Genomic DNA, 13433 nt, shown 5'->3' on the forward strand with positions numbered 1-13433 from the left:
AGGAATATTAATCGGATATACATCCACTTAAACGTATTTTAAATGGACTATTCATTTTTTGATTTTCTACGCCTTATAGGTTCCTTGGGTTTGTTCCTGTACGGTATGAAGATCATGAGCGAAGGTCTGCAGAAATTTGCGGGGGACAGTTTGCGCAGGATTCTGACGGCCATGACGACCAACAGGGTTACCGGAGTTCTTACCGGAGTTTTAATTACCGCCCTGATCCAATCATCATCCGCCACTACAGTCATGGTGGTCAGTTTCGTAAACGCTGGTCTGCTCACTCTTACCCAATCCATCGGTGTCATAATGGGAGCCAATATCGGTACGACCGTTACCGCGTGGTTGATCTCGGCTCTCGGATTCAAAGTCGACATCGCGGCTTTCTCCCTTCCTCTACTCGCATTCGGCATTCCACTCCTCTTTTCCGGCAAAAGCTCACGTAAGTCGGTCGGGGAGTTCATTTTCGGTTTCTCTTTCCTTTTTATGGGGCTTCAGGCCCTGAAAGCCAATGCTCCGGATCTCGGAGCCAATCCGGAGATGCTTGCCTTCGTGCAGAATTATGCCGATATGGGATTTTTCTCTATCATCCTGTTCTTGTTTATCGGGGCTATCCTGACCATGATCGTGCAGGCTTCAGCTGCAACGATGGCCATTACGTTGATTATGTGTGCCAACGGCTGGATCGACTACCAATTGGGTGTGGCACTCGTATTGGGTGAAAATATAGGAACAACGATTACGGCCAACCTGGCGGCTTTGACCGGTAATACGCAAGCCAGACGGGCGGCTTTGGCACATCTTGCCTTTAATATATTCGGTGTGATCTGGGTGTTGATTTTGTTCTATCCGTTCACCAATGCCGTTTCTTGGTTCGTCACGAATGTAATGCGCATTTCCGATCCCTCGGTAGCAGTATCCTTCAAACTGGCCGCTTTCCATACGGCTTTCAATATCAGTAATACATTTGTTATGATCTGGTTTGTCGGATTGATAGAGAAGACGGTTTGCTTCCTTATCAAAGGAAAGAAAGATGAGGATGAGGAATATCGTTTACGTTATATTACGGGGGGGATGCTGTCGACTGCCGAACTTTCGATCTTGCAAGCACGTAAGGAGATCACACTGTTTGCCGAGCGTACGGGCCGTATGCTGGATATGGTGAAAGCTCTGTTCTATGAGAAGAACGAGGATGCTTTCCTGAAAACATATAGCCGTGTCGAGAAATACGAAAGTATCAGCGACCGGATGGAGATCGAGATTGCCAATTATTTGACTTGCGTGGCTGAAGGCCGCTTGAGTTCGGAAGGGAAGGAAGAAATCCGTATCATGCTGCGTGCCGTATCGGAGATCGAAAGTATAGCAGATTCCTGCAATAATATGGCGCGAAGCATCAAACGCCGCAACGAGTTTAAATCGATATTCACAGACGAGCAGAACCATAATGTGGACCAGATGTTGGCACTTACGGAGAAGGCTTTGCATCGCATGATCGAGATACTGAAGAAATCGGAACTTGTACGCGACGATGTCAACCCATCTTACAATATCGAAAATGAAATAAACAATTATCGCAATCAGTTGAAGATCCATAATGTGGAAGACATCAACAACAAGAAATACCAGTACCAGGACGGTGTCTACTACATGGACATCATCGGTGAGGCCGAAAAGTTAGGCGATTATGTACTGAATGTAGTACAGGCGGTTATTGAGAAGAAGATTTAATAGTAAGGAGTGTCGAAACAAAATCCTGCTTGCAAGAGATATAATTTAGGCACGGATTACACGGAAAGAAAATAAATTTATCCGTGTAAATCCGTGAGATCCGTGCCTAAAAGATCATGATAAAGGAATTTTGATATCTCCATGAATCAAAGTGTTACTCCGGATTTGAAGATTGCAATCTCTCTGTAATCATTCTTTTCATTGTTTGTCGGGTTACCACTTGCGATACCAATGATGAACCGGATAAAGCGTTCACGAAGTTCCTCCATGCTTTCGCCCTCTAAAAGAGAACCGGCATTGAAGTCAATCCAGTTTGGCTTGCGGGCATTTAGATTACTGTTGGTCGAAACTTTGACTGTTGGAACAAACGTTCCGAACGGAGTCCCTCTTCCGGTTGTAAACAAAACCAGATGACAGCCAGAGGAAGCAAGAGCCGTACTGGCCACGAGATCGTTTCCGGGGCACTCAATAAATTCAGTCCCTTTGTCTTTAGCCGTTCACCATAAAGCATAACATCCCGGACAGCCGAAGTTCCGGCTTTTTGCGTACAGCCCAGCGATTTTTCTTCCAGGGTGGAAATACCTCCCGCCTTATTGCCGGGAGAAGGGTTTTCGTAAATCGGCTGTTTGTTCTCTATGAAATAGGATTTAAAGTCATTTATCAGATGAACAGTCTTTTCAAAGACAGCCTTCGATTCGCTCCGGTTCATCAGGATCGTCTCGGCGCCGAACATCTCCGGGACTTCCGTCAGGACAGTTGTTCCTCCCTGTGCTACCAGAAAGTCGGAAAAGACACCCAACAGCGGATTGGCCGTAATACCGGAGAATCCATCCGATCCTCCGCATTTCAATCCTACGCGCAACTCACTTAAAGGAATATCCGTCCGTTTATCCTGTGAAGCGATCGCATAGAGTTTACGCAACAGTTCCATTCCCGTTTCCAGTTCATCATCCACTTTTTGCGTTTCCATAAAGCGGATGCGTTCGGTATCGTAATTGCCAAGCATTTCCCGAAAAGCACCGACTTGGTTGTTTTCGCAGCCTAACCCGACAACGAGAACTGCACCGGCATTCGGATGCAGAACCATGTCTCGTAAAATCTTCCGGGTATTCTCATGGTCGTCTCCCAGTTGGGAACAGCCGTAATTATGAGGGAATGCGACGATCGCATCGACTCCGGTGCCTTGTGTCTCCTGTCGTAACCGATCTGCCAACCGGTGCGTGATGCCGTTGACGCAACCGACAGTCGGAATCACCCATATCTCGTTCCGGATTCCCACTTCTCCATTTTTGCGGCGATATCCATTAAAAGAAAGTGACTTTCTGGATGGCTGTTCCGGAATAGGTTGCGGATTGAATTCATATTCCCGTAACCCTTCCAGGTTGGTCTTGATATTTTTTTCATTCACCCAGCTTCCGGTAGTTATCACTTCACGTGCATGTCCGATGGGAGCACCATATTTGATGATATGGTCTCCTTCTTTAAAATCCTGTAAGGCTACTTTGTGCCCTGCAGGGATATCCTGCAGGACAACGATTGTTCTGCCGTTGATATCCAAAGATGCGCCGGTCTGTAAATCCTTTACGGCGACCACGACGTTGTCTGCCGGATTTATTTGTATATAAGTCCGCATCAGCAAATTTCTTTAACGACATTAAGCATTCCTTTTTCTTCAATGGCATCCAGGAAACCTTTTACCATATTGGTCAATCCCGGAATGCGGTTCAGGTCTTCTCCCCAAATGGAAGTTGCCGCTAATATGCCTTCGGCGACCTGCCTGGTCGAGCCGGTAGCCCAAAGATTCTGCAACAGTTGAAGAATTTCGGCGGAATCATTCGGTTCGGATTTTGTTCCATCGGCACGGACGTATCCCTTATAATAGGTAATAATGGCAGCCAGACCTAACACCAGTCCTTTGGGTAACTCGCCTTTCCGTTCCAGATAGACTTTCAAGCCTGGCAGGTCGCGTGTTTCATATTTAGGAAATGAGTTCAACATGATGGATACGACCGAATGGTCGACGAACGGGTTGTTAAAACGTTCCATGACGTCATTGCCGAACTTCACCAGTTCTTCTTTCGGCAGATTCAGCGTTTCCAATAATTCCTCGAACATTACCTTGTGGATATATTTCTCCAGCACCTCGTGCTGGCAGGCATCCCGCACGATATTCACTCCGGAAAGCCAAGAGACAGGTGCTAAAACTGTATGAGGGCCGTTCAAAAGGGTTACCTTCCGCTGGTGGTAAGGTTCCTCGCTCGGAACAAACAGCACATTCAAGCCTGCTTTGTCTGCCGGGAACTCTTTGGCGACCGATTCGGGTGCTTCGATTACCCATAAATGGAATATTTCCGCCTGTACGACTAGATTGTCGTTATATTGCAGTTCCTCTTTAATTGAATCGATCTCTTTACGTGGAAATCCTGGGACAATACGGTCGACCAGTGTTGCATATACACCGCAGCATTCCGTAAACCAGGTTTTGAAATCTTCTCCTAATTGCCATAAATCGATGTACTGGTAAATGGTTCCTTTCAGTTTATGCCCGTTCAGGAAGATCAACTCGCACGGAAAGATAATCAAACCTTTGTCTTTTTCTCCGTTAAATGTCTTGTAGCGGTGATAAAGCAATTGCGTCAGCTTGCCCGGATAGGAAGAGGCAGGCGCGTCCTCCAACTTGCAAGCCGGATCGAATGTTATTCCTGCTTCCGTCGTATTTGAAATGACGAAACGTATCTCCGGCTGTTCTGCCAGTTTCATAAAAGCGGAAAAGTCCGCATAAGGATTCAATGCGCGGCTTATCACATCGATCCGGGTAAGGCTGTTGACTTTTTCACCTTTGTCCAGCCCTTGAAGATTGACATGGTACAAGCAATCCTGTGCGTTCAACATGTCGACCATTCCCCGGTCGATGGGCTGGACCACTACGACACTGCTGTTAAAGTTTACATTCTCGTTCATTTTCTGGATAATCCAATCCACGAATGCCCGGAGGAAATTGCCTTCTCCGAACTGGATGACCCGTTCCGGATACCGCATTTTACCGGCAGTTTTTTCATTCAACTCTTTCATTTTACTATTTATTTAAAATCTGTTCATTAATGGCAATCAGAGCCGATTATATAAATTCGGGGCCTAATTTAAAAGAAATATCGGATTTATTTAGTATGTTTGCATAAAACTTATCCATAACTGGCAAGAACAGTCTTTTTATACCATGAAACATTTTCTTATTAATGCATTTATTTTATTATCAATTTCAATTATGACGACATCCTGTTCACCAAAGGTCGAAATGATTCCAGCAGAGTTAGCTTATCAGGCTGAAGCGACTACCGGAGAAGGTTCTATCTGGCACCCCGAACGTCACACCTTATTCTGGGTGGATATTGAAGGGCAAACATTATACGAATATCATCCCGATACAAAAGAATGCAGTTCCTGGAAATTCGACCGTATGGTATCGACCGTGGTTCCTGAAACGGACAGTACGGTCATCATAGCCTTGCAAGACGAAATTGTACGGGTAAACCTGCATGACGGACATACCACTTCCGTTGCTCCGATACCTGACGAAAACGGTAAAGTGCGCTGCAATGACGGTAAATGCGATCCGGCCGGACATTTATGGGTCGGAACGATGGGGTTCGGTGCGCCTAAAGGTGCCGGAACTTTGTACACTGTTTCACCTGCCGGAACCGTCACTACGAAATTGAAAAAGGTCACGATCTCAAACGGGATCGTCTGGTCGTCCAACAAGAAATTCATGTATTACAACGATACACCTACCGGCAAAATAGCCCGTTATCGCTACGATGCCGACAACGGGGATATCCTGTTCGACGGTATAGCCGTTACCTTGCCTGGTGGAACGGGAGTGCCCGATGGTATGGCGATCGATAGCGACGACCATCTTTGGGTAGCCCAATGGGGTGGTTATGGCGTTTATTGCTACAATCCCTATACGGGAGAATTGCTGGCAAAAGTAGAGGTTCCGGCACCTAATGTCGCTTCCTGCGCTTTCGGTGGGAAAAAAATGGATACGCTTTATATAACAACGGCTCGTGCAGGCTTGTCCGAAGAACAGCTCCGGGAATACCCCTTAAGCGGCAGTGTGTTTTGCTGTAAACCGGGGGTTAAAGGAGTAAGGGCCAACTGTTTCGGGGAATAAAATCTCCCGAATATTATTTATCACAAATGTAAACAGCTTCTTAAAATTTATTGTTTACTTTGTAAAACATAGGAAAAGAAAATATGACTAAGAATAAATCTGAAAAGAAAAGTAATAAACCGGGGAAGAAGAAAAGCAGCTCCAAAGGCGAAAACAAACGGATGAAGAAAGAGGCTATGATCAATGCCATCATCAACGTTTTTAAGTCTTCTCCCAAAGAACCTTTTAACTATCGGCAAATCAGCAGTATGATAGGAGTTACCAATCAAGTGCAGAAGTTGCAGGTAGTGGATATCCTGTATGATCTTTCTTCCGACAACTTCATTTCTGAAATAGACAGGGGACGCTACCGTTACAATGATTGGGGAACGACTGCTGTCGGAACCTTTATGCGCCGTCAGAATGGCAAGAATTCTTTTATCCCCGAAGATGGCGGGACACCGATTTTTGTGGCAGAGCGAAATTCCGCACATGCGCTTAACGGTGATAAGGTGAAAATACAACTTCATGCCAAGAGAAAAGGGGCTGACCCGGAAGGTGAGGTTATCGAGATACTGGAAAGCCAGCGACGCTTGATCACCGGTAAATTACAGGTGACCAGAGGTTTTGCTTTCCTTATTACGGAAGACAAGACGCTTGCAAACGACATCTTTATTCCGAAAGACAAACTGAAAGGCGGCAAGACCGGCGACAAAGCGATCGTCCGTATCACCGAATGGCCGGAAGAGGCCAAGAACCCGTTGGGTGAGGTGGTCGATATCCTGGGGACTGCCGGTGACAACAATGCGGAGATGAATGCTATCTTAGCTGAGTTCGATCTGCCATATAAATATCCGGCTAACGTTGAAAAGGCAGCAGAAAAGATATCGGATGCAATCCCGGAAGAGGAAATTGCCAAGCGTGAGGATTTCCGTGGCGTCACGACTTTCACGATCGACCCGAAAGACGCTAAGGATTTCGATGATGCCCTTTCCGCCCGTAAGCTGGATAATGGCAATTGGGAAGTTGGCGTTCATATCGCCGACGTGACCTACTACGTTAAACCGGAAAGCCTGATAGACCGGGAAGCTTTCAGCCGTGCGACATCTGTTTATCTTGTGGACCGTACCATCCCGATGTTGCCGGAACGCTTGTGCAATCAGATCTGTTCGCTCCGGCCGGATGAAGAGAAACTTTGTTTTTCCGTGATTTTCGAGCTGAATAAGAATGCCGAAATCCAACAGTCTCATATCACCCGTACCATTATCAAGAGCGACCGTCGCTTCACTTATGAAGAGGCTCAGGCTGTCATCGAAACCGGGGAGGGTGAATATAAAGAAGAAATCCTGGCACTTAACGGCCTGGCACAAAAATTGCGCGACCGCCGCTTCAAGGACGGGGCAATCGCTTTTGACCGTTATGAAGTCAAATTCGATATAGATGAGAACGGTAAGCCGTTGGGAACTTACATTAAAGAATCGAAGGAAGCCAATAAACTGATCGAAGAATTCATGTTATTGGCAAACCGTACGGTAGCCGAGTTTATTGGAAAGAGTAAGAATAAGACAAAGAAAACGTTTGTCTATCGTATCCATGAACAGCCGGACCCTGAGAAACTAAGAGATTTTTCCGCATTCATTAGCCGTTTCGGTTACAAAATGCGTACGGAAGGGACGAAAACGGATATATCCAAAGGGATCAATAAATTGTTGGATAGTGTACAGGGTAAACCGGAAGAAAATCTGGTGGAGACTTTGGCTATCCGTTCCATGCAGAAAGCCCACTATACGACGGATAATATCGGTCACTACGGGTTGGCAATGGATTATTATACACACTTCACTTCTCCTATCCGCCGTTATCCGGATATGATGGTGCACCGTTTGCTGGAACGCTATCTGGCAGGTGGCCGTAGTGTGATAAAGAACAAATATGAAGAGTATTGTAAACATTGCTCCGAGATGGAAATGGTGGCTTCAAATGCCGAACGTTCGTCCATCAAGTACAAGCAGGTCGAGTTTATGAAAGATAAATTGGGACAGGTATTCGACGGTGTCGTATCCGGTGTCACCGAATGGGGATTGTACGTGGAGCTGAATGATAACAAATGTGAAGGGCTTGTCCCGATCCGTGACCTCGATGACGACTATTACGAGTTTGACGACAAGAACTATTGTCTGCTCGGTCGTAGAACAAAGCGCATTTACCGGTTAGGAGATACCATCACTGTAAAAGTAGCACAAGCTAACCTGGAAAGGAAACAGCTGGACTTTGCACTGGTCTGAAAATTGACCATTGACAATTTTGTTCGACCTTTGGCCGGTTCGTTACATTTCGAATTGTCACTGGTCAATTGCCCGTTATCAATTCCAGAAGATAAGTCCTGCCACTCCACAAGCAATCAATCCTAATCCCAAAAGAGCATAGAAAATACGGGCGCCTTTGCGTCCTAGCCACCTGACGAATGTCATGGCTCCGCTGGTCTGGAAATACCAGTCGAGATTCAGGATCGCAGCGATAACCGAGAATATCCCTAATGCGATAAAGAGTATCAGGATAAAATATTCGGTAGGTTCCATCTTATTTCACTTCTACGGTGCGGGAACCGTCAGGGTTCTCTGTGATGGCAACTTCCACAACGTCACCCGGTAATAAATCTTCGATCTTTTCCGGCCATTCGATAAAGCAGAGGGCACCGCTATAGAAATAATCTTCCGTGCCTATATCTTCCGCTTCGCTAGGTTTGTTGATGCGGTAGAAGTCAAAATGATAGATCAGCTCACCGGTTTCGCTACTGCGATATTCGTTGATAATGGCGAACGTCGGGCTGTTGATGACATCCTCCACGCCTAACTCTTCACAGATAGCCTTGATGAAAGTCGTTTTCCCTGCTCCCATATTCCCTCGGAATGCGAAAACAGTACGGTCATCCATCCCGGCAATAAACTCTTTGGCTGCTTGGCGGATCGTATCTAAACTTTCGATTTTAATTGTACGCATAGCTTTGATAATTGGCAATTGACAATTGCCAATTCAGAGAGAAAGAGAATTGGCAACCGGCAATTGGTGTTTATGGTTGCAAAGTTAAAACAATTGGCAATTAACAATTGCCAATTGCCAATTATTTTGCAGTTGTCAATCATTTTACCGTCATCGTGATGAAAGGAACCAACATTTCCTCCATCGAAATACCACCGTGCTGGAATGTGTTCTTATAATAAGAAACGTAATAGTTATAGTTGTTCGGATAAGCGAAAAAATCGTTGTTCATCGCAAAGATATATTTGCTGCTCAGGTTTGGGGAAGGTAACCCCGCTTTGTCGGGAAAGCGGATGTCAAACACGTCCTTCGGATTATAATTCAAGTTCTTGCCCACCTTATAGCGCAGGTTGGTATTTGTATTCTTATCACCTATCACTTTCTCCGGATTATCGACGCGGATAGTACCGTGGTCGGTCGTAACGATCACTTTATACCCTTTTCCGGCGATACGCTTGAAAAGTTCCAGCGTGCCCGAATGCTGGAACCAGGAGCGTGTCAGGCTGCGATAGGCCGCTTCGCTCTGGGCCAGTTCGCGGATCATCTTGTTTTCGGTACGGGCGTGGGACAGCATATCGACAAAGTTCAGTACCACCACATTCAGCTGGTTATGAAGGAGGGAAGGGACGATATTCAGCAATTTGTCGTTATACTGCGAATCATGTACCTTATGGTAGGAGAACGTATATTTCTTACGGAACCGCTCGATCTGCGTTTGTATAAGCGGTGCTTCATTCAGGTTTTTCCCTTCCTCGCTGTCCTCGTCCACCCAAAGTTCCGGAAACATCTTTTCGATCTGCAAGGGCATCAGCCCGGAGAAGATCGAGTTGCGGGCATACTGTGTGGCGGTCGGAAGGATGCTGTAGTACAGGCTTTCGTCGAACGTATAGTATTCGGCAAGCAGATCTTTTACTTCGCGCCACTGGTCGAGACGGAAATTATCGATCAGGATGAAGAATACCTTATCCCCGTTGTCGAGCATCGGGAATACTTTCTTTTTAAACAAATCTGGGCTCATCAGCGGACGGATTTCAGGATGCTGAATCCAGTCCACGTAATTCTTTTTGACAAATTTACCGAATGCGTTGTTTGCTTCCTGTTTCTGCATGCGCAGCATGTCGGTCATCGGAACTTGGCTGTTTTCCAATTCGATTTCCCAATAGACGAGCTTCTTGTATACCTCCATCCAGTCATCGGTTGTCAGTGAGTCGTTGATCTGCATGCCGATACGCCCGAACTCCTGCTGATAGCCGACAGTCGTTGTTTCGGATATGATTACGTTCTTGTGGACATTCTTCTTGATAGACAAGAGCAGCTGGTTCGGATTGACCGGTTTGATCAGGTAATCGGCGATCTTGTTACCGATAGCCTGGTTCATGATGCTTTCTTCCTCGCTCTTGGTCACCATGACGACAGGGACATCGGGATTGATCGCCTTGATCTGCGCCAATGTTTCCAATCCGGTAAGCCCCGGCATATTCTCGTCCAGAAAAATAATGTCGAACGATTCTTCCTTACAGCATTCGATGGCGTCCTGCCCGCTGATTACCGGAATCACTTCATATCCCTTGTCCTGCAGGAAAAGGATGTGGGGCTTTAACAAATCTATCTCATCGTCTGCCCAAAGCACTCTGTCTTTCTTTGCTGCCATAGTTTTATCTTTCTTTTTTGAAGATGAACAAACCGGGTTCATCCCTACAAATGTATGATATTATAACGATATACCCCTTTATTTTGTATGTTCTTCCCTCATTTTTTAGTCTCTTTTGTATTACCTTTGTATAATATAAACGAGTTAACTGTACACGTATGAGACTATCCGTATTTGCCTTGGTCTGTCTGTTCCTTACTGCATGTGCCACACGGGAAAAAGGGCGTGAAAGAATATCCTTCAACAAAGAATGGCGCTTTGCCCTGACTGAAAAACAAGCCAATGCGTCCGCTCCCGATACGGATGACAGCAATTGGCGAGTCCTGAACTTGCCTCACGACTGGAGCATCGAGGCGGATTTTTCTCTCGATAACCCGGCAACTCCCGGAGGCGGTGCGCTGCCCGGTGGAATGGGGTGGTACCGGAAACACTTCAAACTGTCTGAAAGCGACAAGGGAAAAGTGATCTATATTGATTTCGACGGCGTTTACCGGAACAGTAGAGTCTGGCTGAACGGACATTTGTTAGGTTTTCGTCCCAACGGATATGTTTCGTTCCGTTATGATCTGACACCGTATCTGAATTATGGAAAGGAGGAGAATGTTTTGGTTGTCCAGGCCGATAACAGCGACCAGCCTAATTCCCGTTGGTATTCAGGGTCCGGCATTTACCGGAATGTATGGTTGGTGAAAACCGGACAAGTCCATGTGGACAATTGGGGGACAAACATCACTACTCCGGTCATGAATGCGGACAAGAGTACGGTCGAGATTGAAACAACTTTGAAAAACGAGGCATCCGATGTGACCGTGGAAGTTTCTACCCTGATACAAGACAAGGAAGGAAAGACCCTCTACCGGATATCCTCCCCGGCCGAGATAGCCGCAGGAGGAAAGAAAACCGTTACACACACGATAGAAATGTTCTATCCGGAACTATGGAGCGTCCGGAATCCTTATCTGTACACCGCCATAACCGAGGTGAAAGTCGGCAATAAACTGACGGATCGCTATCGAACCACATTCGGCATACGCAAATTCGATTGGGACGAGCATACGGGATTCTCCTTGAACGGAGAACCGACCAAAATATTGGGCGTCTGCCTGCATCATGACCTGGGGTGTCTCGGTAGCGCGATCAATCCGAGGGCACTCGAACGTCAACTGCAAATGATGAAAGACATGGGGGCCAATGCCGTCCGCACCAGCCATAACCCGCCGGCACCCGAACTGCTCGACATCTGTGACCGGATCGGATTGCTGGTACAGGACGAGGCTTTCGACATGTGGCGGAAACGGAAATCACCGTACGACTATGCCCGATATTTTGACGAATGGCATGAAAAAGACTTGACAGACCAAGTCCTACGCGACCGTAACCATCCGTCCGTCTTTATGTGGAGCATTGGAAACGAAGTACTGGAGCAATGGCAACATGCCGATGCCGACACGCTCAGTCTCGAAGCCGCCAACCTGATCCTCAATGCAGGCCATCCGGTGGATGACAAGATCTTGTCCGATACCGCCATGAGCGTACAGGGATTGATCGCCCATTCGCTGGCGGCGATCGTCAAGCGCCTGGATAAGACGCGCCCTGTCACTGCAGCCAACAACGAGGCGACACCGGGTAACCTGATCTTCCGTTCGAATGCATTGGATGTATTGGGATTCAACTATCACGAAAAGAATTACGAGCCGTTTCCGCAGAATTTTCCGGGCAAGACGTTAATTGTAAGCGAGTCTACTTCCGCCCTGATGACACGCGGCTACTACCAGATGCCCTCCGATTCGATGTATGTCTGGCCGAACACCTGGCGGGAACGGTTCGATCGTCCCGAACACCTTTGCTCGGCTTATGACAACTGCCATGTGCCTTGGGGTTCGACCCACGAGGTGACTTGGCGGGAAGTCAAACGGTTGCCTTATGTTTCAGGTATGTTTATCTGGACGGGCTTTGACTATCTGGGTGAACCGACACCTTACTGGTGGCCGAGCCGTAGCAGTTTCTTCGGTATTGTCGACTTGGCAGGTATTCCGAAAGATATCTATTATATGTATCAGAGCGAATGGACCGACACACCGGTTCTTCACCTTTTCCCGCACTGGAACTGGAAAAAGGGAGAGACTGTCGATGTCTGGGCCTACTATAACCAGGCGGACGAAGTGGAGCTTTTCCTGAACGGTGAGAGCCTGGGTGTCAAAAGCAAGCCGGACGATGCTTTCCATGTCTGCTGGCGGGTCCCTTTTACGCCGGGTACGTTGAAAGCCGTTTCCCGTAGGGACGGCAAGGAAGTGCTTACACGTGAAATCCGTACGGCCGGTGAACCTGCCCGGATCATGCTGATCCCCGATCGTTCCGCCTTGCACGCCGATGGCACGGATCTTTCATTCGTGACCGTGGAAATACAGGACAAAGACGGAAACTTGGTGCCGTATGCCGACAACCTGCTTCGCTTTACGGTTGAGGGGGACGGCTTTATCGCCGGGACAGATAACGGAGATCAGAATGATCCCGTCAGCCTTAAGAAACCGGAACGCCACGCTTTCTACGGAAAAGCAATGGCGGTCGTACAAAACACGGGCAAGGCAGGAACCATCCGGTTGAAAGCTACGGCGGAAGGTCTGCCGGATGCAATCGTGGAAATAAAGGTAGGAGAATAAGAGGGACAGGGCTTGGTTGCAGAACTTGTTTTTGCGGAATCCTCTGTCACTCTATCACACTTTACCATGCGGGTTTTGATAATCATGGTGCGTAGGAGTGATAGATGCCATATTTGTCTATCACTTATGTATCACCGGTTTTCTGAATGTCTCGTCCTGATTTTGGTTGACTGTGTATTAAAAAAATCCTGTTATAGGTTGT

8 protein-coding genes and 1 pseudogene are annotated in these 13433 nt (G+C 47.0%); 4 read left to right on the forward strand and 5 right to left on the reverse strand.

What is annotated here, in order from left to right; genetic code table 11:
• Positions 1-42: 42 nt before the first annotated feature.
• Positions 43-1731 (forward strand): Na/Pi cotransporter family protein, encoded by a 1689-nt coding sequence (locus KTG12_RS12770; protein ID WP_005633543.1) that lies wholly within the window; start codon positions 43-45, stop codon positions 1729-1731.
• 146 nt (positions 1732-1877) lie between these two features.
• Here KTG12_RS12770 and KTG12_RS12775 read toward each other — a convergent pair.
• Positions 1878-3364, reverse strand: a pseudogene (locus tag KTG12_RS12775) (UxaA family hydrolase).
• Positions 3364-4803 (reverse strand): tagaturonate reductase, encoded by a 1440-nt coding sequence (locus tag KTG12_RS12780; RefSeq protein ID WP_138272554.1) that lies wholly within the window; start codon positions 4801-4803, stop codon positions 3364-3366. Before KTG12_RS12780 ends, KTG12_RS12775 begins: the two are co-directional and overlap by 1 nt.
• Before the next feature lie 193 nt (positions 4804-4996).
• Here KTG12_RS12780 and KTG12_RS12785 point away from each other — a divergent pair, with 193 nt between their 5' ends.
• Entirely contained in the window at positions 4997-5902 is a 906-nt protein-coding gene (locus tag KTG12_RS12785) for an SMP-30/gluconolactonase/LRE family protein (protein WP_227225912.1), read from the forward strand.
• Positions 5903-5985: 83 nt separating this feature from the next.
• The gene (gene rnr / locus KTG12_RS12790) at positions 5986-8166 is read left to right on the forward strand and encodes a ribonuclease R (RefSeq protein WP_138272553.1); all 2181 of its coding nucleotides are present in this window, start codon (positions 5986-5988) and stop codon (positions 8164-8166) included.
• A 78-nt stretch (positions 8167-8244) separates the two neighbouring features.
• Here the strand turns inward: rnr and KTG12_RS12795 are convergent, their stop codons facing one another.
• The 3 genes from KTG12_RS12795 to KTG12_RS12805 form a co-directional block, all read right to left on the reverse strand.
• Positions 8245-8460 (reverse strand): immunity 17 family protein, encoded by a 216-nt coding sequence (locus tag KTG12_RS12795; protein ID WP_005633532.1) that lies wholly within the window; start codon positions 8458-8460, stop codon positions 8245-8247.
• A gap of 1 nt (position 8461) precedes the next feature.
• Positions 8462-8881: a tRNA (adenosine(37)-N6)-threonylcarbamoyltransferase complex ATPase subunit type 1 TsaE gene (gene tsaE / locus KTG12_RS12800; protein WP_005633530.1), complete on the reverse strand. Its 420-nt coding sequence runs from the start codon at positions 8879-8881 to the stop codon at positions 8462-8464.
• 139 nt (positions 8882-9020) lie between these two features.
• Positions 9021-10571, reverse strand: a complete 1551-nt coding sequence (locus KTG12_RS12805) for a PglZ domain-containing protein (RefSeq protein ID WP_005644984.1) — start codon at positions 10569-10571, stop codon at positions 9021-9023.
• Positions 10572-10729: 158 nt separating this feature from the next.
• Here KTG12_RS12805 and KTG12_RS12810 point away from each other — a divergent pair, with 158 nt between their 5' ends.
• Positions 10730-13231, forward strand: a complete 2502-nt coding sequence (locus KTG12_RS12810; RefSeq protein WP_138272552.1) for a sugar-binding domain-containing protein — start codon at positions 10730-10732, stop codon at positions 13229-13231.
• Positions 13232-13433 lie beyond the last annotated feature (202 nt).

It is taken from the genome of Parabacteroides sp. MSK.9.14 (genome assembly GCF_019041495.1).
GTDB lineage: Bacteria > Bacteroidota > Bacteroidia > Bacteroidales > Tannerellaceae > Parabacteroides > Parabacteroides merdae.